Here is a 21,480-nt window from a genome sequence, read left to right on the forward strand (position 1 = left end):
GGTCAGTTCAGGTCGAGCTGCACCGTGGCGATCTCCCAGGCGCGCAGGGGCAGCCGGACCAGCCCGTCACCGTCGACGGTGAGCTGCTCGCCGGGCCGGCCGAGCAGGTCGGCCCGCCAGGCCCCGCGGACCGTCGCGCCGCCGAGCACGGCGGTGGTGTCGACCGGGGCCTGCGCCACCAGGCGCACCTCGGTGCGGCCCGCCCGGTCCCGGACGCTGGTCACCGCGACGCCCGGACCGCCGACGGAGAGCCCGACCGCCGGCGCGGGCAGCGCGGTGGCCGGGTCGGCGGCGCCCGGGAACGCCAGCACCTCGTGCCGGTACGCCTCGGCCGCCGCCAGCACCCCCGCCTCGTGCCAGGCGCCCCGGTAGGGCAGCACCGCCAGCTCGACCGTGCGGAGGCCGCGGCACTGCGCCTGCGGCGTGGGCAACTGCGGGCCGGCGGGCTCGTCACGCAGCGCGTGCCGGTTGCGTGACAGCATCCCGATCGACCGCAGCACGGTGACCGCCAGCTCGCGGCCGGCGTCGGTCAGCTCGTACTCGGTGGGCTGGGTCAGCAGCACGGCGAGCGCGCCGTCCGGCCCGCCGGCCGCGACGAACCCGTTGGCCGGGAAGGTGGGCAGCGGCACCTCACCGCCACCACCCTCGGCCGTCAGGCCGCGCCCCACCACGGCGAACTGACCCTCGGCGTACGACGTGTCGGCCGGCGACGGCAGCGGCAGGTGCAGCCGCACCCGATGGTCGTCGCAGCGGTTGTCGAACTCGACGCGCAGCCGGACGAAGCCCTCGCCGCGCCGCAGCTCGACCCGGGTGGTCACGGCGATCGGCTCCCGGTCCACGGCGCGGGAGCCCGCGTCGACGTCCGCGGCCACCGGCCAGCGGTACTCGCGTACCACCTCCAGGACGGCCACCAGCGGCCCGTCGTGGCGCACCACGGTCCGCACGGCCCGCGGCTTGTCCACCAGCTCGTCGGCGGCCGGCGGGGCGTAGTTGTAGCTGTCGCCCACGTCGCCGCCGTCGACGATCCGGCCCACCCCCTCCACGGTCACCCCGTCCGGGGTGGACAGCGCCAGGGTGCCGTCCTCGGCGACGTCGACCCGGAGCAGGCCGTTGTCGAGGCTGCGGCCGGCCACCGTGACCGGGTCGGACGCAGGCGTCGCGGTCGCCGGCAGCGGCACCGGCCGGACCGCGGCCCGCCCCAGCGGCGGCACATCGACCAGGGCGGCGACGGTGGCCCGGGGCGCGGCGAGGATGCGTACCCGCCACCGGTCCGGCTGCGCGGCGGCGGCGAGCGCCAGCCGGACGTCCTCCACGTCGAAGGCCGGATCCCCGTGCCGGGCCACCTCGAAGGTGAGGGTGGCGTCGTCGGGCGACACCGACCAGGCCGTGACCTCCTGGCCGTACAGCTCCCGGCCGTGCACCCGGGTGAGCACGGCCGGCAGGTCGGCGGCCGGCACGACGTCGTCGGCGAGCAGCGTGCGGCCCCGGTCGAGGACCTGGGTGGCCACGCTGCGGCCGGCGGCGTCGGCGAGCGCCACGGCGCCGTCGGCCGGCGTCTCCACATCCAGGCACACCAGCGCGGTACGCGCCGCCGGGGTGGGGTTGAACAGCAGGTAGCCGTCCCGGGGCACGGCGGCCGACAGCCGCGCGCCGACCAGGTCGCAGACCGCCCGGCCGAGCTGGTCGGCCTCGGCGAGCCGGGCGGCGACCTGTTCGGCCGTCTCGTCACAGCCGCAACCGGTCACCGAGTCGTGGCAGCTCGCGTCGATCAGCCGGGTCCAGGCCATGTCGAGGAAGCGCTGCACGGACCCGTCGTGGGTGAGCGCGGCGAGCGGTTCGGCGTACCGTTCGACGCGCCGCTCGGCGCGGTTCATCGCCTGCTTCAGGTGCGCGCGGACGGAGATCACGCCGGGCAGGATGTTGGCCCGGGCGTGCGAGCGCAGTTCGCCACGCACCACGGGCAGGCCGTCGGCGGTGGCCGGTTGGGTGGCGAAGTACTCGGCGAGGGTGCCCAGCCGCAGCCGGGTGCCGGCGACGTCCGCGGTGGCCAGCAGGTCCGGGGCGTCCGGCGCCGGGGCGGCGTGGTCGGTGCCGTACATGGCAAGCACCGGGGTGTCGTCACCGTCCGGCCGCCATTCGGCGAGCCGGTCGGCGAGGTCACCGGCCCGGCGCGTGACCTGCCCGGCGTTCTCCATCAGCGCGGCCCCGTTGCCGTAGCCGCCGGGCAGGTACTGCGTGCGGATCGTGGTGCCGTCGGGCGCCTGCCAGGCGAACGCGTGACGGTGCACCCGCTCGGGCACGCCGCGGAACACGCAGGCGTGGGCCAGCCCGGCGCCGGCCAGGATCTGCGGCATCTGCGCGATGTGGCCGAACATGTCGGGCAGGTAGCCGACCGGCATGGCGCCGCCCAGCTCGGCGCTGCGGGTCAGCCCGCGTTCGAGGTTGCGGACGATGTTCTCCCCGGAGCAGAGGAACTCGTCGAGCAGGATCTGCCAGGGGCCCACCGACAGCCGGCCGGCCCGGACCAGGTCGATCACCTGCTCCCGCCGCTCCGGGCGGACCTCCAGGTAGTCGTCGACCGCGGCGAGCTGCCCGTCGAGGGTGAACCGCTGCCGCGGGTCACGCTCCATCCGGTCGAACACGTCGTCCAGCAGCGCCACGAGCCGCAGCCGGAACCGCTGGAACGGCTCGTACCACTCCCGGTCCCAGTGGGTGTGGGGCACCACGATGATCTCGGTCGGTCGCGTCATCAGCTCGCCGCCTCTCCGCCGATCGCGGCCCCGGTCAGCTCACCGTAGCGGCGTACCACCTGCTGGCTGGTCCGTACGTCGGCCGCGCCCTCGGCGATGCCGGTCAGCGGCGCGGCGCCCGCGGTGACCATCGCGTGGAACGCGACCAGCTCCTGCTCGAACGCCTCGGTCACCGACCGGTACGCGGCCCGCCGCTCGCCGCCGCCGTGCTCGTCCACCACGGTCAGCGTGGTCGGCGCGTTGAGCAGGTACGGCGAGGGGAACACCAGCTCCAGCGAGCCGCGGGCGTGGTGCAGGGTGACCGTCTCCCGGTAGGCGGGGTAGTCCGGCAGGTTGAGCCACCGGATGCCGTAGCGGGCGCCGTCCGGCAGCCGCCCGCTGATCTCCACCGAGGGCTCGGCCGGGCCGTCCGGGAGCGGCCACGTGGCGACCTGCTCCACGGTGGCCGGCGCCCCGGTGAACAGCCGCAGCAGGGACAGGTCGTGCGAGATGCTGTTGATCAGGATCTGGTAGAGGGTGCGGGCGCCCGGGTCGGCGCCGACGGCGGCGTCGAGCAGCGCCCGGTCGGCGGCGGACAGCCGGGCCGCCTCCCCGGCCGGCACGTCGCCGGCGGCCGGGGGCAGGTTGGCGAAGCGCAGCTGGCGGTCGCCGCCGGCGTGCAGCACGGTCACCTCCACGGCGTGCACCCGCTCCGCGCCGCCGAGTTCCGCGAGCAGTCGCGCGGCCTCGGCCACCGCCGGGTCGTACTGCTTCATGTAGCCGACCATCAGCGCCGGGCCGCGGGTGTCCAGCTCGGCCAGCCGGGCCGTCTCGGCGAGGGTGTAGGCCAGCGGCTTCTCGCACAGCACCGGCAGGCCGGCGCGCAGCGCCAGCGCGGCCAGGTCGCCGTGCGAGCCGGAGGTGGCCAGCAGCACCGCGTCGCAGCCGCCGTCGGTGACCATCCGGGCCGCGTCGGCGTAGCGGCGGGCGGGCTCGACGCCGTACCGCTCGCCCAGCTCGGTCATCCGGGACGGGGACAGGTCGGCCAGGGCGACGATCTCGAACAGGTCGCCGCGGCGTTGCAGCAGCGGCAGGTGCACGGTGCGGGCGATGATGCCCAGCCCGGCCACCGCGATCCGGATCCGCTTGCCGGGCTCGGTCATCGCAGCGCCTCCTCGAGCCACCGCCGGTTGGCGTACTGGTCGGCGCGGATCCAGTCGAGGTCCCCGTCCTCGGGGGCGTCCTGCTCGACCACCAGCCAGCCGGTGTAGCCGATGTCGTCGAGCGCGGCGAAGACCCCGGCGAGGTCGACGTCGCCGCGGCCCAGGGCGCAGAAACCGCCGGCCGCGACCATGTCCATGAGACCGCCGCCGGCCGCCCGGGTCCGGGCGTGGGCGGCGAGGTCGGCGTCCTTCAGGTGCACCTGGCCGATGCGGCCGGCCCAGCGGCGTGCGGCGGCCACCGGGTCGCCGCCGGCCAGCGCGAGGTGCCCGGTGTCCAGGCAGATGGCGATGTCGGTCAGCTCGAGCAGCCGGTCGGCCTCCGCCTCGGTCTCCACGTCGGTGCCGAGGTGGTAGTGGAACACCGGCTCCAGGCCGCGGTCGCGGCACCGGTCGGCGGCCTGCTGCACCCGGGCGGCGAAGTCCGGCCAGGCCGCGGCGGGCAGCGCCGACGCCAGGTCGGTCGGCATGCCCGGCCGGGCCATCCGGCCCGGGTTGCCGGGGCAGGCCAGGGTCGGCCGGGGCGCGAACCGGGGGTCGTCGACCGGCGCGGCGGTGAACACGTCGAGCGCGGCGTCGAGCTGGGTCAGGTCCTCGGCGAAGCCGGCCGGGTCGGCGAACCGCAGGTCGACCCAGCCGCCGGCCAGCCCGATGCCGGACGCGGCCAGCCGCCGGGCGAGGGTCTCGCCGGTGCCGAGGTAGCCGATCGGGCCGGAGTCCACCCCGGTGTAGCCGTCGCGGGCCAGTGCCGCGAGCAGGTCGTCGGGGCCGACGGGCGCCCCGGTGGGCTGGTAGATGCCGTAGTTGACGGGGGCGCCGGCCACCCGCGTGCGTGCGGTCAGCTGCACAGTGCGATCACCTCCATGCGGTGGGACTCCAGGACGTGCAGCCCGTCGCCGGCCGGCAGCAGGCACCGGTCGCCGCGGACCAGCCGGTGCTTGCCGTCCGGGTAGGCCAGCAGCGCGCCGTCGGCGTCGAGCGCCAGCAGTTCGTCACCGAGGCGCAGCAGCAGCGGCCCGCCGGGGTCGGCGGAGATCGCGGTACGGCCGCCGCGCAGCGCGTCCAGCACGGCGTCGCCGGGCGCGCGGTCGGGGTCGGCGAGCACCCAGGTGGTGGGGGAGCCGGGCGGCGCGTCGTCGCCGGGGCGGTGGAAGTCGCTGCCACCGATCGCCACGACGTCCGGCCGCCAGGCCCGCGCCCAGGCCAGCGGGGCACCCCAGGTGCGGTCCCACCAGCCGGAGTGCCACACCTCGACCAGTGGGGTGCGGTCGGCCAGCGGCTGGCGCCAGGCGCAGTCACCGCCGAGGGGGTGGTTGACCGACATGAGCCCGCCGTCGCGCCGGGCGGCGGCGAGCCACTCGTCCGGCGGGCGGCGGAAGTCGATCCAGCCCACCGGCCCGAACACGTTGGCGTGTCCCCGGTCGGTGGTCACCTCCTGGCCGGGCAGCAGGCTGATGCCGTAGCGGGTGGAGGCGTCCGGCAGCCACGGGTGGTGGCTGACGGTGTTGTGGTCGGTGACGGCGAGGAAGTCCAGGCCGCGGGCGGCGGCGAGCGCGGCCAGCTCGTCGATGGTCTGGCTGCCGTCGCTGTGCACGGTGTGCGCGTGCAGGTCGCCGGCGAGCCAGCGCCGGCCGTCGACGGCGGGCAGGTCCCGGCGGGGCGGGCGGTCCGGGCACGGCGGCGCCGCCGGTGCGGCGGGCGCGGGCGGCGGCCTGGTGCTGGTGGTGGCGGTGACCTCGTAGTCCAGCCCGTCCGGTGGGATGCGGTGCAACCGCAGCAGCACCTGCCACTCGCCGGGTTCCAGCTCGCCCGGCAGGTAGCCGGGGGTGGCCCAGCCGGCGGCCACGGTGTAACCGTCGCGGGCGCCGCCCGACCAGCCGCGGAAGCCGTCCGGCCCGACGCAGCCCAAATCGAGCACCCCGGCGCCGCGGGGATAGTCCAGCCGGACGGTGAGCGCGGCGGTGCCGGGTGCGACGCTGACCGGCAGCGCCCGCAGCAGGTCGTCGGCCCGGTCCTGCAGGGTCCACCTGCCGCGGTGCACGACCACGGTCAGCTCCGGACGGCGGCGTCGGTGCGGGGGGCCGGTACGCCGGCCGTGGCGGCGGCGGTGACCAGGTTCCCGTCGCGGTAGAGCAGGGACCGGCCGGGGCGGGGCACCGCCCAGCCGGTGTCGCCCGGTTCGGGTTCGCCGCCCTCGGCCACGACGACCTGCACGCTGGTCCGCCCCGGGCCGGTCTCCTCGGTGTCCTCGCCGGGCACGTCCAGCGAGACCAGGGAGACGCTGCCCAGGTTCTCCACGACGACGACCTCGCCGGTCAGCGCGCCGGGGACCGCCGTGGGGGAGTAGTCGAGATATTCGGGTCGGATGCCGTAGACCAGCCGCTCGCCGTCGGTGACCTGGCCCCGGGCGTCGTCGGGCAGCGGCAGCCCGGCCCGGGCCACCGACAGCTCGTCGCCCCGCACCCGCGCGTCGATCAGGTTCATGGGGGTGGAGCCGATGAAGCCGGCCACGAAGGTGTTGGCGGGGCGGCGGAAGACCTCGGTGGGGGTGCCGACCTGGCGGATCCGGCCGCCCTCCATGACCGCGATCCGGTCCGCCAGGGCCAGCGCCTCGGCCTGGTCGTGGGTCACGAAGACGGTGGTGACGCCCAGCTCCCGCTGGAGGCGCTTCAGGAAGGTCCGGGCCTCCAGCCGCAGCCGGGCGTCGAGGTTGGACAGCGGCTCGTCGAGCAGGAACACCTGCGGGTGGCAGGCCATCGCGCGGGCCAGGGCGACGCGCTGCTGCTGGCCGCCGGAGAGCTGCCCCGGACGGCGTTCCAGCAGCCCGGACAGGCCCAGCTCGTCGGCGGTGTCGGCGGCCTTGCTGCCCCGGCTGCGCCGGTCGACCTTCTTGATCCGCAGCGGATAGGCGATGTTGTCCCGCACGGTCATGTGCGGGAAGAGGGCGTAGTCCTGGAAGACCATGGCCACGTCCCGCTTGCCCGGCGGCAGGTTGGTGACGTCGCGCTCGCCGATGCGCACGCTACCGCCGGAGGCGACCTCCAGGCCGGCGATGGTGCGCAGCAGGGTCGTCTTGCCGCAACCGGACGGGCCGAGCAGGGCGAAGAACTCGCCGTCGGCGATCTCCAGGTCGAGGGCGTCCAGGGCGCGTACCCCGCCGGGGTAGACCTTGGTCAGCTCGCGCATGGTGATGGCGGACATCAGCGCTTGATCCCTCCGTGGAAGCGGAACCCGTATCGGCTGCTGACGAAGACGAACATGAGCGCCACCGGCAGCGAGTAGAGCAGCGAGAAGGTGGAGAGCAGCCGCAGGTCGGCCTGCCCGCCCTCGGTGTAGAGCGTGTACATGATCACCGCGGCGGGGGCCTTGTCCGGCCCGCGCAGCAGCAGGAACGGCACCAGGAAGTTGCCCCAGACGTTGGCCACGGCCCAGACGCCGACGGTGGCCAGGCCGGGGCGGACCAGCGGCACCACGATGTGCCGCATGATCTGCAACGGGCTCGCGCCGAAGACCCGGGCGGACTCCTCATAGGACGTCGGGGTGGAGTCCATGAAGTCCTTCAGGATGAAGATGGCCGCCGGCAGCAGCCCGCCGCTGAGGATCAGGATGACGCCCAGCCGGGAATCGATCAGGTTGAGCCGGAAGGCCAGCTCGAACAGCGGCACCATGGTGGCGGTGCCGGTGACGATCGAGGACAGCAGCAGCAGCCCGTAGAGCAGCGCGTCGCGGCCGGGCACCCGGACCCGGCTCAGCGCGTACGCGGCCAGCGCCGCGAACGTCACCACCAGCGCCGCGGTGCCGGCCGCCAGGTAGACCGAGTTGAGCAGCGAACTCAGCGCGTACGGGTTGTCCAGCAGCGCGCGGAAGTTGTCCAGGGTGAACCGCGGCAGCGAGGCGGTGACCGTCGGGGTGTCGTCGAACGGGGCGGTGGCCAGCCACAGCAGCGGCAGCGCGAAGAAGGCCAGCACGGCGCAGAGGAACGTGTAGCGGCCGATCTGGGCGAGCAGGTGGCGTACGGCCACGGTGGGCCCCGTCGGCTCGGTGGTGGGTGCGGGCGCCGTGCCGGTGGTCACGCCGACTCCTTCCGCCGGCCCAGCATGCGCAGGTAGACCAGCGCGATGACCAGGTTGATCAGCAGCATGACGAACGAGATGGCGGCGCCGAAGCCGAGTTCGCCGCCGGAGAGCGCCACCTTGTAGACGTAGACCGGCAGGATCTCCGAGCGCTGCTCGGGCCCGCCGGCGGTGATCAGGAACGGCGCGAAGTCGTTGAACGTCCAGAGGCTGATCAGCAGCAGGTTGGTGAGCACGTGCCCGCGGATGCGGGGGAAGACCACGTCGCGCAGCTGCTGCCAGGTCGAGGCGCCGGCCAGCCGGGCGGTCTCCAGGTGCGAGCGGGGGACGTTCTCCAGCGCGGCGGCGTAGAGCATCATCGAGAACGCGGTGCCGCGCCAGGTGTTGAAGACGATGATCGACAACATCGGGTGGTCCAGCAGCCACGCCGTCCCGGGGATGCCGAGCAGCGCGTTGAGCGTGCCGGCGTCCCGGTCGAGCAGGGCGATCCACAGGAAGGCGACCACCGAGCTGGGCAGGATCCAGGAGAGCAGGACGAACCCCTCGACCACCCGGCGCAGCGGGCCGCGGCGGTCGCGCAGCGCGAACGCGATGGCGAAGCCGAGACCGGCCTGGCCGATCACCGCCGAGCCGAGGACGAACTGCAGGGTCAGCAGCAGGGAGGTGCGGAACCGCTCGTCACCCAGGGCCCGGGTGTAGTTGTCCAGGCCGACGACCTCGGGGTGGGCGGCGGCCAGGCCGGTCAGCCGGTAGTTGGTCACGCCCAGGTAGATCGTCCAGGCGGCCGGCACCACGAGGAAGACCAGGATGAGCACCATGGCCGGGACGAGGAAACCGGTGGCCCGGGCCCGGCCGAGCCCGGCGGCGTCGGGGGCCGGGGAGGCGCCCGTGACCGGGCGCGCTCCCTCGACCACCTCGTCAGGAGGTGACGTTACCTGGACCACCGACGAACCCTTCGACCTTCTTCTGGTACGCGGCGGCCGCCTCGTCGGCGCTCTTGCCCGCCGTGGCGGCGGCGGTCGCCTCCTGCAGCGCCACCGACACCTGCGGGTACACCGCCAGCGGCGGCCGGTACGCGGTCACCGGCAGCACCTTCTCGGTGATGAAGCTCAGCATCGGGTCGCCCGCGAGGACCTCCTTGTTGACGTCCTGGCGCGCGGTGATGCGCGCCTCGCCGGCGAGTTCGGCCTTGACCGCCTCGGCCGAGTGCATGAACGACAGCAGTTCCCACGCCTGCGAGGGGAACTTGGAGTTGGGGTTGAGCGTCCGCACACCGCCACCGGACATGCTGACGAAGTCCTGGCCGCGGATGCCGGCGCCGGGCTGCTTGGCGGGGATCATCGCGTAGCCGACGGTGGTGTCCCGGTCGGCCATCTTGGCGATGCCGGTGGTCGGGTTGACCACGCTGCGCCAGAAGTAGTCGCCCTCGGCGAGGATGCCGATCTTGCCGGCGGCGAACTCGGCGAACGACTTGTCGCGCCCCTTGGCCTCCTGCTGGAGCTTCGGGTCGCCCAGGCCGCCACCGTAGACCTTGGTGTAGAAGTCGAGCATGTCCTTGACCGGCTGGGTGGCGCCGGACCACTTGCCGTCCTTCCAGATCTCGCCGCCCGCGCCGGCCAGCAGCGGCAGCGCGCCCTGCATGGAGGTGGCCTCGCCCATCGCGGTGCCGGCGTTGATCTGGATGGGCGTCACCCCGGGCAGCGCCTTGAGCTTGGCGCCGGCGTCGAGGATCTCCTGCCAGCTCTTCGGCTGCCAGTCGGCGGGCAGGCCGGCCCGGGCGAAGAGCTTCTTGTTGTAGTAGAGGACCCGGCCGTCGGTGCCGAGCGGGATGGCGTAGCGCTTGTCCTCGAACGAGCCGAGGCCCTGCACGGTCTCCGGGATCTGGGACCAGCCCTCCCAGGAGTCGACCTGGTCCCCGGCGACCTCGGACAGCGGCTTGAGGTAGCCGGCCTGGACGAACTCGCCGACCCAGATGCCGTCCACGGCGATCACGTCGGCGCCGCCCTTGGACCGCAGGTCGAGGGCCAGCTTGGTCTTGTACTGCTCGTCGTCGACGCCGCTGGGCACGAACGTCACCTTGGCGGTGACGCCCTTGGCCTTTTGCGCCTCGACGAACTTGGGGATGACCCATTTCTCGATCCACTCCGCGCCGGCGGAGTTCTTGCCCCCGACGATGGAGTTGGCGGAGATGGTGAGGGTGATGTTCTTGGCGTCCTTACCGGCGGGCTCGTCCGAGCCGCCGCAGGCCGTGGCGGTGAGGGCGACGGCGGTGAACGCGGCGAGCACGCCGGCGGCGCGTCTCGGCTTGGCTGACATGGGCTGTTTCCCTTCGCAAGGAGGAACTTCGAAGAGACTCGCGGGGTCGCCCCACCGGCCGCATGTCCGCCGCCGGCGGTGCTTGCGGCCACAATGTCATGACAGCTTGACGACGTAAATACCTGTCACTGAAATGAGCGCGAAACATCCACCGTCACCGCTCGGCGACGGTCACCTCGAGGGAGTAGCGGCTGGCCCGGTAGATGTGGGCGCCGTGCTCGACGTAGCGGCCCTGGTCGTCGTACGCGGTGCGGGTCATGGTGAGCACGGGCGCGCCGCGCCGCTCGCCCAGCATCTGCGCCTCGGCGGCCGTGGCGGCGCGCGCCCCGATCCGCTGCTGGGCGCCCCGGATCCGCCGCCCGCCGGCACGCAGGATCGCGTAGAGGCCGTCGGCCTGCAGGGCCGCCATGGTGAGCCGCGGCTGGTCGACCGGGAGCCAGTTCTCCATGAGGGCAAGGGGTTCCCCGTCGGAGAACCGCAGCCGGCGCAGGTGCTGCACCTCGCCGCCGGGTGGCACGCCGAGGGCGGCGGCGACCGCCGGCGGGCAGGCCACGGTGGCCAGCTCCAGCACCGAGGTGGACGGCCGCTGGCCGGCCCGGACCAGGTCGTCGTGCAGGCTGGTCAGCTCGACGGCCCGGCGGACCTCGCCCCGCACCACCTGGGTGCCCACGCCGCGCCGGCGGATGATCAGTCCCTTGTCGACGAGGTGCTGGATGGCCTGCCGCACGGTGGGCCGGGACAGCCCCAGCCGGTCGGCCAGTTGCAACTCGCTGTCCAGGCGATCCCCCGGGGCCAGCTCACCGCGCTGGATCGCCGCGGCGAACTGCTGCGCGACCTGGAAGTAGAGCGGGACCGGGCTGCTGCGGTCGACCGCGATCTCGGGGCCGGTCACGGAATCCTCCTCGCTGCGGCTGCGCGGGATCGGCGTGCTGATGCGCGCCACTGTACCGAAGCGATCACGGAGCGCAGAGCACGGTTGTCATGACAACACATTGACACAACTCGTAGAGCACTGTTACCAATCAGGGACGGAATCGAGCTGGCGGACACGCCGACGCCGGCCGGGACGGAGGGCGCCGCATGCTCGATGTGCTCACCATCGGCCGGGTCGGGGTGGACATCTATCCGTTGCAGATCGGCACGCCGCTGGCCGAGGTCGAGACGTTCGGCAGGTTCCTCGGCGGCAGCCCCACCAACGTGGCGGTCGCGGCCAGCCGGCAGGGCCTGCGCGCCGGGCTGATCACCCGCACCGGCGCCGACGCCTTCGCCGGTTACGTGCACCGGGCGCTGCGCGAGTTCGGTGTGGACGACAGCCAGGTCCACCCGGTCGACGGGCTGCCCACCCCCATCACCTTCTGCGAGATCTTCCCACCGGACCACTTCCCGCTGTGGTTCTACCGCACCCCCACGGCCCCCGACCTCCAGATCCGCCCCGAGGAGCTGGACCTCGACGCGATCACCTCGGCCCGCGTCTTCTGGCTCACCGGCACCGGCCTGTGCCAGCAGCCCAGCCGGGACGCGCACCTCGCCGCGCTCGCCGCCCGGGCCGGCCGCCCGCACACCGTGCTGGACCTGGACCACCGGCCGATGTTCTGGCCCGACCCGGCCGCCGCGACGGCGGCCGTCGCCGAGGCGCTGCCCCGGGTCACCGTCGCTGTCGGCAACCTCGACGAGGTGGAGGTCGCGGTCGGCACCCGCGACCCGGACCGGGCCGCCGACCTGCTGCTCGAACGGGGGCCCCGGCTCGCCGTGGTCAAGCTCGGCCCGGCCGGCGTGCTGGCCCGCACCGCGGAGCAGAGCGTACGGGTGCCGCCGGTCCCGGTGGACGTGGTCAACGGGCTGGGCGCCGGCGACGCCTTCGGCGGCGCGCTCTGCCTGGGGCTGCTGCGCGGCTGGCCGCTGGAGCGGACCATGCGCTTCGCCAACGCCGCCGGCGCGATCGTCGCCTCCCGCCTGGCCTGCTCCGCCGCCATGCCCGACTACGCCGAGACGGCGGCGCTGGCTGGGGACGCCGCGCCGTCGACGGCCGTCCTGACAGGAGAAGACCGGTGAGCACCGAGTACGACGCGCTGACCCGCACCCGGGCGCACCGGCCGCAGGCGATCGCCGAAGCCGCCGCCCGCCGTACCCGCCGGCCCTGGCCCGAACCGGGCCGGCCGCTGTTCGTCATCGCCGCCGACCACCCGGCCCGCGGCGCCCTCGGGGTACGCGACCGGCCGATGGCCATGGCCGGGCGGGCGGACCTGCTCGACCGGTTGCGGGTGGCGCTGTCCCGGCCCGGCGTCGACGGGGTGCTCGGCACCCCCGACATCCTGGAGGACCTGCTGCTGCTCGGGGCGCTGGAGAACCGCCTGGCCATCGGCTCGATGAACCGGGGCGGCCTGTCCGGAGCCGCCTTCGAACTCGACGACCGGTTCACCGCCTACGACGCCGACAGCATCGCCGCGATGCGCTACGACGGCGGCAAGATGCTCTGCCGGATCGACCCGGACGACCCGGCCACCGCCTCCACCCTCCAGGCCTGCGCCCGGGCGGTCACCGCCCTCGCCGCGCACCGCACCGTGGCCCTCGTCGAACCGCTCTGGGTGGCCCGCGACGGCGGCCGGGTCAGCGCCGACCTGCGCCCGGAGGCGGTCATCAAGGGCGTCAGCGTCGGGCAGGCGCTCGGCGCGACCAGCGCGTACACCTGGTTGAAGCTGCCGGCCGTCGACGAGATGGAGCGGGTGATGGCCGCGACCACGCTGCCGGTCCTGCTCCTCGGCGGCGACCCGGTGGAGGCGCCCGACGTGGTGTACGCGCGGTGGGCGCGGGCGCTGCGGCTGCCCGGCGTGCGCGGCCTGGTCGTCGGCCGCGCGCTGCTCTACCCGCCCGACGACGATGTGGCCGCCGCCGTGGACCTGGCCGGCTCGCTGCTGCCCACCGGGCAGGACGCGTGAGGACCCCGGACGCCCACCTGCCCTGGGGCGGTGTGGCCCGGGGACCGTGGGCGCTGGAGGTCACCCCCGAGCGGGCCGGCTGGACCTACGCCGGGCTGCGGGTGCTCACCCTGCCCGCCGGCGGCGAGGCCAGCTTCGCCACCGGCGACGAGGAGATGCTGGTGCTGCCGCTGGCCGGCGCCGCCACCGTGCACTGCGACGGGCTGCGCCTCGCCCTGACCGGCCGGACGTCGGTGTTCGCCGCGGTTACCGACTTCGCCTACCTGCCCCGCGACGCCGAGGTGACGATCCGCGGCGCGGGACGCTTCGCGTTGCCGTCGGCGCGGGCCACCCGCCGGCTGTCGCCCCGCTACGGCGCGGCCCGGGACGTGCCGGTGGAACTGCGCGGCGCCGGCCCGGCCAGCCGGCAGGTCAACAACTTCTGCGCCCCGGACGCCTTCGACTGCGACCGGCTGGTCGCCGTGGAGGTGCTCACGCCCGGCGGCAACTGGTCGTCGTACCCGCCGCACAAGCACGAGCAGGAGCGGGCGTACGGCGACGGGCGGGTCGAGGCGGCGCTGGAGGAGGTCTACTACTTCGAGGTGGCAGGCGCGGCGCCCGGCGAGGGGCCGGTGGGCTACCAGCGGGTCTACGGCACCGACGACCGGCCCATCGACGTGCTGGCCGAGGTGCGCACCGGCGACGTGGTGCTCGTCCCGTACGGCTACCACGGGCCGTCGATGGCCGCACCGGGCTACGACCTCTACTACCTCAACGTGCTGGCCGGACCCGGGGCCGCCCGGACCATGGCCTGTGTGGACGATCCCCGGCACGGCTGGATCCGGGGCAGCTGGGCCGGCCAGCCGGTGGACCCGCGGCTGCCGCTGACCCGGCCCGGAACGAAAGAGGCGTGATGCCCAGGTTGACGGTGGCGCAGGCGGTCGTGGCGTTCCTGGCCCGGCAGTTCTCCGAGCGCGACGGGCGGCGGCAACGACTGGTCCCGGCCTGCTTCGGCATCTTCGGCCACGGCAACGTCGCCGGGCTCGGCGAGGCGCTGGCCACCGCCGGCGCCGACCTGCCGTACCACCTGTGCCGCACCGAGCAGGGCATGGTGCACACGGCCGCGGCGTACGCCCGGATGACCGACCGGCTCAGCACCCTGGCCTGCACCACCTCCATCGGCCCCGGCGCCACGAACCTGGTCACCGGCGCCGCCGGCGCCACCATCAACCGGCTGCCGGTGCTGCTGCTGCCCGGCGACATCTTCGCCACCCGGGTCGCCAACCCGGTGCTCCAGGAGCTGGAGGACCCGCGCTCCTACGACGTCAGCGTCACCGACGCGCTGCGGCCGGTCTCCCGCTACTGGGACCGGATCAACCGGCCGGAACAGCTGCCCGCCGCGCTGCTGGCCGCCATGCGGGTGCTGACCGACCCGGCGGACACCGGCGCCGTCACCCTCGCCCTGCCGCAGGACGTGCAGGCCGAGGCGTACGACTGGCCCGACGAGCTGTTCGCCGAACGGGTCTGGCACGTGCCGCGCCCCCGCGCCGACGAGACCGCGCTGGCCCGGGCGGCCGGGATCGTGCGGGCGGCCCGCCGGCCACTGCTGGTGGCCGGCGGTGGGGTGATCTACAGCGGGGCGACCGGGGCGCTGCGCCGGTTCGCCGAGGAACACGGGGTGCCGGTCGCCGAGTCCCAGGCCGGCGCCGGCGCGCTGCGGCACGACCACCCGCTCGCCCTCGGCGCGGTCGGGGTCACCGGCACCACCGCCGCCAACGAGATCGCGGCCGGCGCGGACGTGGTCATCGGGGTGGGCACCCGCTACAGCGACTTCACCACCGCCTCCGGCACCCTGTTCGGCGACGGCACGCGCTTCGTCAACCTCAACGTCACCCGCTTCGACGCGGCGAAACTGTCCGGCACGCAGATCGTCGGCGACGCCCGGGAGAGCCTCACCGCCCTCGGCGGGGCCTGCGCCGGCTGGACCACCGAGCCCGCGTACCGCGAGTCGGTGGCCCGGCTGCGCGAGCGGTGGACGGCCATCGCGGACCGCGCCCGGCACGCCGACCCGGACGCCCGGCCCACCCAGACCGCGGTGATCGGCGCGGTCAACGACGCCGCCGGCCCGCGCGGCGTGGTGGTGTGCGCCGCCGGGTCGATGCCCGGCGACCTGCACCGGCTGTGGCGCAGCGCGGATCCGAAGAGCTACCACGTCGAGTACGGCTACTCCTGCATGGGCTACGAGATCCCTGGCGGGATCGGGGTGAAGCTGGCCGCGCCGGAGCGCGAGGTGTTCGTGCTGGTCGGCGACGGCTCCTACCTCATGCTGCCCAGCGAACTGGCCACCGCGGTCGCCGAGGGCGTCAAGCTGGTCGTGGTGCTGGTCGACAACTCCGGCTTCGCCTCGATCGGCCGGCTGTCCGAGAGCGTCGGCGCGCACCGGCTCGGCACCGCCTACACCGACCGGGGCGGGGAGCCACTGCCCGTCGACCTCGGCGCCAACGCGGCCAGCCTCGGCGCCGACCTGATCCGGGTGTCCACCATGGCGCAGCTCCGGGCGGCGCTGGCGACGGCGAAGGCGGCCACCCGGACCACGGTGGTGCACGTGCGGACCGACCGGTTCGAGGCCGGACCGGACGCCGGCGCCTGGTGGGACGTGCCGGTCGCCGAGGTCTCGACCACGGTGGAGGGGCGGGCCGCCCGGGCGGCGTACGAGGCGGGGCGCAAGACCCGGCGCACCCACCTGCGGCCCGCCTGACCGGTTTCCTCGTTCTTCCGGTCCCGGGCCTGTCACGATGGGCCCCTGACCGGACATGGGATGGACGTGAGCTCTGGGAACGAGCATGAAGACCACTTCCGACAGGTCTACACCGCCGACTTCGAGCCGCTGCTGGCGTACGCCCTGCGGCGCGTCGCGCACCCCGAGGACGCGGCCGACGTCGTCGCCGAGACCTTTCTGATCGCCTGGCGTCGAAGACACGACCTGCCCGCCGGCGGCGAGGCCCGGCTCTGGCTGTACGGCGTCGCCCGCCGCGTGCTCGCCAACCACCACCGCGGCGGCGTACGCCGGCAGCGGCTGGGGGAGCGGCTCCGCCAACGGATCACCGCGGCGGTCGGCGCCGACCCGGGCAGTGAGGTGCCCGAACGGCTCGCCGTCCGGGCCGCGCTGGCCCGGCTCGGCGAGCTGGACCGGGAGGTGCTGCTGCTCACGGTCTGGGAGGGACTCGAACCGCGCGAGGCGGCCGAGGTCCTCCGGGTGAGCCCGGCCGCGGTCCGTACCCGCCTGTCGCGGGCGCGGGCCAGGCTCCGCGAACTCGTCGGTGACGACCTCGGCCCACCCGGACATGTACTCGACGTCCTGACCGCACCCGCCCCGAAGGAGGGCAGATGACCGAGGAGCACCTCGACCGGATGGTCCGCGACGCCGATCCCTACCGACCCGATGTCATCGGGCACCTCGACGGGGCGAAGCAGGCTCTCCTGGAGGAGATCATGTCCGAACCGACGCCCGACCGCGTCGTCGACGCACCGCAGCCACGCTCCCGGGCGCGGCGCGCCCTGGTTCGCCGCTTCGCCGGCCCGCTGACCGCGGCCGCGGCGCTCATCGGTGTCCTCGCCGTGTCCACCATGCTGCGGGACCGCCCGGACGACCGTCAGGCCGCCCCGACGGAGACCGCCGGGCCGGCCACCTCCGTCGTCTACTCCCCCGTGGCGTTGAAGGCCGCCGAGGAGAACCCGCGGCTGCTGATCGACGAGCCCGGTTGGAAGGTGACCAACGTCTGGGGGTTCGCCAAGCAGCAGGGCTCCATCGCGTTCCGCAACGGCGGACGGCACGTGGAGATGAACTGGTACCCGGCGGCCCAGTACGACGGCTACCACGCCGACCGGCTCCACGTCAGCCCACCGGAAGCGGTGAAGGTGGACGGCTGGCAGGGTGACCTGTTCCGCTACAGCGGCAAGGACTTCGCCGTCATGCTGCGACCCCGCGACGGTGTCTTCGTCGAACTCCGCGCCGAGGGCGGGAACCGCACCCAGTTCGACCGGATCCTCACCCACGTCGTCCGCGTCGACGTGCGCACCTGGCTGGCCGCGCTCCCGCCGGAGATCGTCACACCGGCCCGGGTGGACGAGCAGGCCGCGAAGGTGCTCGCCGACGTGCCCCTGCCGCCGAACTTCGACCGGGCCGCGCTGGCCGACGTCGGCACCAACGACGCCTACCAGTTCGGCGCCCAGGTGACGTCCCGGGTCGGCTGCGCCTGGATCGCCGAGTGGCAGCGCGCGAAGCGGGCCGGCGACGACGCCGCGCTCCGGCGGGCCGCCGACGCGCTGCGCAGCAGCCACAACTGGAAGGTGCTGCACGAGATGAACGACGAGGGCGACTGGCCGGAGGCGTTCTGGGAGACCGCGGACAAGGTTGCCGCCGGAGACCTGCCGCGCGGCTACGACCAGGGGTTGGGCTGCGACTGATCGCCTCGTGTCCCGGCCGTGCCGGCGCTCCCACGGGGGGAGCGCCGGCACGGCGGCCCGTAGGGTGGTGCCGTGATCACCTGCGTCGTGCACTACACCATCGACCCCGGACAGATCGAGGCGTTCGAACGCTTCGCCCGCGAGTGGATGCGCCTGGTGGCCAAGCACGGCGGCGTGCACCACGGCTACTTCCTGCCCGCCGAGGGAGCCAGCGACCGGGCCGAGGCGCTGTTCAGCTTCGAGAGCCTGGCGGCGTACGAGCGCTACCGGGCACGGTTCGGCGTCGACCCGGAGTTCGTGGCGGCCGACCGCATCCGCGACGACTCCGGCTGCGTCCTGCGCTACGAGCGCACCTTCATGCGCCCACTCCTGCCGACCGACTGAGCGTGGGCTCCCCGCCGCAGTCTGGTTCTTGTGCAGCCCCTGCCCGGTGGGTCACCGGTTGGCGGCCCGGGCCTCCGGTTTGATCCACCCGAAGGTGCGCTCCACGGCGCGCTGCCAGTTCTCCCGTTCCTCGGCGCGGATCGCCTCGTCCAGTTCCGGTTCCCAGCGGGCGGCCAGGTGCCAGTTGCTGCGCAGCCCCTCCAGGTCGGCCCAGTAGCCGACCGCGAGTCCGGCGGCGTACGCGGCGCCGAGCGAGACCGTCTCGGCGACCATGGGGCGCACCACCGGGACGCCGAGCACGTCGGCGACGAACTGCATGAGCAGGTTGTTGGCGGTCATCCCGCCGTCCACCCGCAGCGCCGTCAGATCCAGTCCGGAGTCGGCGTTCATCGCCTCGACCACCTCGCGGGTCTGCCAGCCGGTGGCCTCCAGCACCGCCCGGGCCAGGTGCCCCTTCGTGATGTACGAGGTGAGCCCGACGATCACGCCCCGCGCCTCGCTGCGCCAGTGCGGCGCGAACAGCCCGGAGAAGGCCGGCACGATGTAGCAGCCGCCGTTGTCGTCGACGGTGCGGGCGAGGGTCTCGATCTCCGGCGCGGTGGTGATGAGGTCGAGCTGGTCGCGGAACCACTGCACCAGGGAGCCGGTGATCGCGATGGAGCCTTCGAGGGCGTAGACGGCCGGCCTGCCGGCGATCTGGTAGCCCACGGTGGTGAGCAGCCCGTGGTCGGAGTGCACCGGCTCCTCGCCGGTGTTGAGCAGCAGGAAGCTGCCGGTGCCGTAGGTGCACTTGGCGTCGCCGGGCGCGAAGCAGGTCTGGCCGAACAGGGCGGCCTGCTGGTCGCCGAGCGCGGCGGCGATCCGCACGCCGGGCAGGACGGTTGTCGCGGTGCCGTAGACCTCCGACGAGGAACGGATCTCGGGCAGCATGGCGGCCGGGATGCCGAAGAAGGCCAGCGAGTCGGGGTGCCAGCGGAGCGTACGCAGGTCCATCAGCATGGTGCGGCTGGCGTTGGTCACGTCGGTCAGGTGCAGAGCGCCGTCCGGGCCGCCCGTGAGGTTCCAGATCAGCCAGCTCTCCATGGTGCCGAAGAGCACCTCGCCCCGCTCCGCCCGCTCCGGCAGGCCGGGGGTGTGGTCGAGCAGCCAGCGCAGCTTCGGCGCCGAGAAGTACGTGGTGAGCGGCAGGCCGCAGCGCTCCCGCAGGCCGTCGGCGCCGGCCGCCTCGGACAGCGTCTCCACCAGCGCGTCGGTGCGGGTGTCCTGCCAGATGATGGCGGGCGCCACCGGCACACCGGTGCGGCGGTCCCAGACCACGATGGTCTCCCGCTGGTTGGCGATGCCGATGGCGGCGATCTGGTCGACGCCGATGCCGGCCTCGACGAGGGCCCGGGGCACCACCTTGCCGACGTTGCGCCAGATCTCCAGGGCGTCGTGCTCCACCCAGCCCGGGCGGGGGAAGTGCTGCTGGTGCTCCCGCTGGGCCACGGAGACGAGGTTGCCGCGGCGGTCGAACACGATGCAGCGGGTCGAGGTGGTGCCCTGGTCGATGGAGACGACGTAGCTGTCGGTCATGTCCTCGTCCTCTCTGGCTCGGGGGTGGCGGTGCAGCCTGGACGGATCACCAGCGGGCGGCCCCGAGATCGCGGGACACCGCCCGGGCGGCGTCCCGGACGTACGCGACGAGCGCGGGCCGGGGGTGGCTCTTGCCGTCGCAGACCCGGTCGACCGGGCCGGAGAGCCCGATCGCGCCCACGACGAGGCCGCCGTAGCCGCGGATGGGCGCGGCGATGCCGGCCTCGCCGAGGGTCATCTCCTCGATCTCGGCGCCCCAGCCGTTGTCCCGGATCTCGGTCAGCGCGCGGGACAGGGTCCGCGCGGTGACCAGGGTGCGGCGGGTGTACGGCTCGGGTTCGCCCTGCAGGACGGCGTTGGCAGCGCCGACGTCGTAGGCGAGCAGGACCTTCCCGAGCGCGGTGGCGTGCGGGGGCAGCAGGGACCCGACGTCGAGCGTCTGCAGGGTGTCGTCGGGCCGGAAGACGTGGTGGACCACCAGCACCTTGCCGTCCAGCAGGGTGCCGATGCGGACGGACTCGCCGCTGCGCGCGGCCAGCGGGTCGGCCCAGTTGATGGAGCGGGAGCGCAGTTCGTTGACGTCGAGGTAGCTGGTGCCGAGGTGCAGCAGCGCCGCCCCGAGCTGGTACTTGCCGGAGGTCTTGTCCTGCTCCACGAAGCCGACGTCCTGAAGGGTCCGGACGATGCCGTGCGCGGTGCCCTTGGGCAGGTCGAGGGAACGGGCGATCTCCCCGATGCCGAGCCGGCCGGAACTGCTGGCCAGCAGGCGGAGAATCGCCGCGGCACGCGCGATGGACTGCACCTGACCCGGCATGGGGCGGAATGCTAGCCGCGTTCCACCAGTCGCAACAGTGTTCGACAATGTCGACCGGGGTTCGTTGACCCGACCTCGCGGCGCTCTCTACGGTTCAGCCACTCCCACCGCTTCTGGAGGCACCAGATGACGCAACGAGCAAAGGTTCCCGGACTTCTCGGTGAGTTGGCCGCCGAGTTCGCCGGCACCGCGATCCTCATCCTGTTCGGCGTGGGCGTGGTCGCCCAGGTGGCCGCCGCCGGCACCGGCGAGTTCGACAGCATCGCCTGGGCGTGGGGCCTCGGCGTCACGCTCGGCGTGTACGTGGCGGGCCGGATCAGCGGCGCCCACCTCAACCCGGCGGTCACCGTCGCCCTGGCCGTGTTCAAGGGCTTCTCCTGGCGCAAGGTGATGCCGTACGCGCTGGCCCAGACCGCCGGCGCGTTCGTTGCGGCCCTGATCATCCGCTGGAACTACAGCGAGGCGCTGTCCCGCTTCGACCCGGGCCTCACGGTCAAGAGCCAGGGCGTCTTCTCCACCCTGCCGGGCGCCGGCGTCAGCGAGTGGGGCGCCCTGCGCGACCAGATCATCGGTACGGCGATCCTGCTGTTCCTGATCCTGGCGGTCACCGACGCGCGCAACTCGCTGCCCGGCGGCAACCTCGCCCCGCTGATCGTCGGCCTGATCGTGGTGGCGATCGGGATGGCCTTCGCCGCCAACGCCGGCTACGCCATCAACCCCGCCCGCGACTTCGGCCCCCGCCTCGCCTCCTTCCTGACCGGCTACGAGACAGCGTTCCGGGATGCCGGCGGCTACCCGTACTTCTGGGTGCCGATCGTCGGGCCGCTCGTCGGCGGTGTGGTCGGCGCCGGTCTCTACGAGCTGATCGTCGGCCGGTTCCTGCCCGACGAGGACGCCCCGGAGCCGGGCGCCCTGGCCACCGAGGCCGCGCCGGGAGAGGCCGAGCTTTCCCGAGTCTGATCCGCCGACCCCGTATTTCCCGTACCG

19 protein-coding genes are annotated in these 21,480 nt (G+C 74.0%); 8 read left to right on the forward strand and 11 right to left on the reverse strand.

Features of this window, described 5'->3' with window-relative positions:
- Positions 1-2 precede the first annotated feature (2 nt).
- From ABZS80_RS13430 to ABZS80_RS13470, 9 genes are all read right to left on the reverse strand, one after another.
- Entirely contained in the window at positions 3-2,750 is a 2,748-nt protein-coding gene (locus ABZS80_RS13430; RefSeq protein WP_355055957.1) for a hypothetical protein, read from the reverse strand.
- Positions 2,750-3,892, reverse strand: coding sequence for a Gfo/Idh/MocA family oxidoreductase (locus ABZS80_RS13435; RefSeq protein WP_355055958.1), 1,143 nt, complete (start codon positions 3,890-3,892; stop codon positions 2,750-2,752). Before ABZS80_RS13435 ends, ABZS80_RS13430 begins: the two co-directional genes overlap by 1 nt.
- Positions 3,889-4,797: a sugar phosphate isomerase/epimerase gene (locus ABZS80_RS13440; RefSeq protein ID WP_355055959.1), complete on the reverse strand. Its 909-nt coding sequence runs from the start codon at positions 4,795-4,797 to the stop codon at positions 3,889-3,891. Before ABZS80_RS13440 ends, ABZS80_RS13435 begins: the two co-directional genes overlap by 4 nt.
- Positions 4,788-5,996, reverse strand: a complete 1,209-nt coding sequence (locus ABZS80_RS13445; RefSeq protein ID WP_355055960.1) for a CehA/McbA family metallohydrolase — start codon at positions 5,994-5,996, stop codon at positions 4,788-4,790. Before ABZS80_RS13445 ends, ABZS80_RS13440 begins: the two co-directional genes overlap by 10 nt.
- A 2-nt stretch (positions 5,997-5,998) precedes the next feature.
- Entirely contained in the window at positions 5,999-7,150 is a 1,152-nt protein-coding gene (locus tag ABZS80_RS13450; RefSeq protein ID WP_355055961.1) for an ABC transporter ATP-binding protein, read from the reverse strand.
- Positions 7,150-8,022: a carbohydrate ABC transporter permease gene (locus ABZS80_RS13455; protein WP_225853523.1), complete on the reverse strand. Its 873-nt coding sequence runs from the start codon at positions 8,020-8,022 to the stop codon at positions 7,150-7,152. Before ABZS80_RS13455 ends, ABZS80_RS13450 begins: the two co-directional genes overlap by 1 nt.
- Positions 8,019-8,966, reverse strand: a complete 948-nt coding sequence (locus tag ABZS80_RS13460) for a sugar ABC transporter permease (protein ID WP_225853522.1) — start codon at positions 8,964-8,966, stop codon at positions 8,019-8,021. Before ABZS80_RS13460 ends, ABZS80_RS13455 begins: the two co-directional genes overlap by 4 nt.
- Complete coding sequence (locus ABZS80_RS13465) at positions 8,941-10,338, reverse strand: extracellular solute-binding protein (RefSeq protein WP_355055962.1); 1,398 nt, start codon at positions 10,336-10,338, stop codon at positions 8,941-8,943. The genes ABZS80_RS13460 and ABZS80_RS13465 overlap by 26 nt, the downstream gene beginning before the upstream one ends.
- Positions 10,339-10,492: 154 nt before the next feature.
- A complete protein-coding gene (locus tag ABZS80_RS13470) occupies positions 10,493-11,230 on the reverse strand; it encodes a GntR family transcriptional regulator (RefSeq protein WP_355055963.1) in 738 nt (245 codons plus the stop codon).
- 188 nt (positions 11,231-11,418) lie between these two features.
- Here ABZS80_RS13470 and iolC point away from each other — a divergent pair, with 188 nt between their 5' ends.
- The 7 genes from iolC (at position 11,419) to ABZS80_RS13505 (ending at position 18,104) form a co-directional block, all read left to right on the forward strand.
- Positions 11,419-12,390, forward strand: a complete 972-nt coding sequence (iolC, locus tag ABZS80_RS13475) for a 5-dehydro-2-deoxygluconokinase (protein ID WP_355055964.1) — start codon at positions 11,419-11,421, stop codon at positions 12,388-12,390.
- Complete coding sequence (locus ABZS80_RS13480; RefSeq protein ID WP_355055965.1) at positions 12,387-13,274, forward strand: aldolase; 888 nt, start codon at positions 12,387-12,389, stop codon at positions 13,272-13,274. Before iolC ends, ABZS80_RS13480 begins: the two co-directional genes overlap by 4 nt.
- Complete coding sequence (gene iolB, locus ABZS80_RS13485) at positions 13,271-14,167, forward strand: 5-deoxy-glucuronate isomerase (protein WP_355055966.1); 897 nt, start codon at positions 13,271-13,273, stop codon at positions 14,165-14,167. Before ABZS80_RS13480 ends, iolB begins: the two co-directional genes overlap by 4 nt.
- Complete coding sequence (iolD, locus tag ABZS80_RS13490) at positions 14,167-16,011, forward strand: 3D-(3,5/4)-trihydroxycyclohexane-1,2-dione acylhydrolase (decyclizing) (RefSeq protein ID WP_355055967.1); 1,845 nt, start codon at positions 14,167-14,169, stop codon at positions 16,009-16,011. The genes iolB and iolD overlap by 1 nt, the downstream gene beginning before the upstream one ends.
- A 60-nt stretch (positions 16,012-16,071) precedes the next feature.
- Positions 16,072-16,644 carry an RNA polymerase sigma factor gene (locus tag ABZS80_RS13495; RefSeq protein WP_355055968.1) on the forward strand — a complete coding sequence of 191 codons (573 nt, stop codon included), beginning with the start codon at positions 16,072-16,074 and terminating at the stop codon, positions 16,642-16,644.
- Complete coding sequence (locus ABZS80_RS13500) at positions 16,641-17,720, forward strand: hypothetical protein (RefSeq protein WP_355055969.1); 1,080 nt, start codon at positions 16,641-16,643, stop codon at positions 17,718-17,720. The genes ABZS80_RS13495 and ABZS80_RS13500 overlap by 4 nt, the downstream gene beginning before the upstream one ends.
- Positions 17,721-17,792: 72 nt before the next feature.
- Complete coding sequence (locus ABZS80_RS13505) at positions 17,793-18,104, forward strand: NIPSNAP family protein (RefSeq protein WP_355055970.1); 312 nt, start codon at positions 17,793-17,795, stop codon at positions 18,102-18,104.
- A 51-nt stretch (positions 18,105-18,155) separates the two neighbouring features.
- Here the strand turns inward: ABZS80_RS13505 and glpK are convergent, their stop codons facing one another.
- Together glpK and ABZS80_RS13515 are read right to left on the reverse strand one after the other, a co-directional pair.
- Positions 18,156-19,679 carry a glycerol kinase GlpK gene (gene glpK, locus ABZS80_RS13510; protein WP_355055971.1) on the reverse strand — a complete coding sequence of 508 codons (1,524 nt, stop codon included), beginning with the start codon at positions 19,677-19,679 and terminating at the stop codon, positions 18,156-18,158.
- Between the two features lie 46 nt (positions 19,680-19,725).
- The gene (locus ABZS80_RS13515; protein WP_355055972.1) at positions 19,726-20,493 is read right to left on the reverse strand and encodes an IclR family transcriptional regulator; all 768 of its coding nucleotides are present in this window, start codon (positions 20,491-20,493) and stop codon (positions 19,726-19,728) included.
- Positions 20,494-20,619: 126 nt separating this feature from the next.
- On the opposite strand from ABZS80_RS13515, the gene ABZS80_RS13520 reads away from it, so the two are divergent.
- Complete coding sequence (locus ABZS80_RS13520) at positions 20,620-21,453, forward strand: MIP/aquaporin family protein (protein WP_355055973.1); 834 nt, start codon at positions 20,620-20,622, stop codon at positions 21,451-21,453.
- Positions 21,454-21,480 lie beyond the last annotated feature (27 nt).

The sequence above is a fragment of the Micromonospora sp. NPDC005305 genome, assembly GCF_040607315.1.
GTDB lineage: Bacteria > Actinomycetota > Actinomycetes > Mycobacteriales > Micromonosporaceae > Micromonospora.

Excerpts from the sequence above, each read along its gene's own strand:
- ABZS80_RS13495 (WP_355055968.1), top strand. The coding sequence starts at position 16,072 with ATGGACGTGAGCTCTGGGAACGAGCATGAAGACCACTTCCGACAGGTC.
- ABZS80_RS13435 (WP_355055958.1), bottom strand. The coding sequence starts at position 3,892 with ATGACCGAGCCCGGCAAGCGGATCCGGATCGCGGTGGCCGGGCTGGGC.
- glpK (WP_355055971.1), bottom strand. The coding sequence starts at position 19,679 with ATGACCGACAGCTACGTCGTCTCCATCGACCAGGGCACCACCTCGACC.
- ABZS80_RS13515 (WP_355055972.1), bottom strand. The coding sequence starts at position 20,493 with ATGCCGGGTCAGGTGCAGTCCATCGCGCGTGCCGCGGCGATTCTCCGC.
- ABZS80_RS13500 (WP_355055969.1), top strand. The coding sequence starts at position 16,641 with ATGACCGAGGAGCACCTCGACCGGATGGTCCGCGACGCCGATCCCTAC.
- ABZS80_RS13450 (WP_355055961.1), bottom strand. The coding sequence starts at position 7,150 with ATGTCCGCCATCACCATGCGCGAGCTGACCAAGGTCTACCCCGGCGGG.
- ABZS80_RS13520 (WP_355055973.1), top strand. The coding sequence starts at position 20,620 with ATGACGCAACGAGCAAAGGTTCCCGGACTTCTCGGTGAGTTGGCCGCC.
- ABZS80_RS13430 (WP_355055957.1), bottom strand. The coding sequence starts at position 2,750 with ATGACGCGACCGACCGAGATCATCGTGGTGCCCCACACCCACTGGGAC.
- iolD (WP_355055967.1), top strand. The coding sequence starts at position 14,167 with ATGCCCAGGTTGACGGTGGCGCAGGCGGTCGTGGCGTTCCTGGCCCGG.
- ABZS80_RS13465 (WP_355055962.1), bottom strand. The coding sequence starts at position 10,338 with ATGTCAGCCAAGCCGAGACGCGCCGCCGGCGTGCTCGCCGCGTTCACC.
- iolC (WP_355055964.1), top strand. The coding sequence starts at position 11,419 with ATGCTCGATGTGCTCACCATCGGCCGGGTCGGGGTGGACATCTATCCG.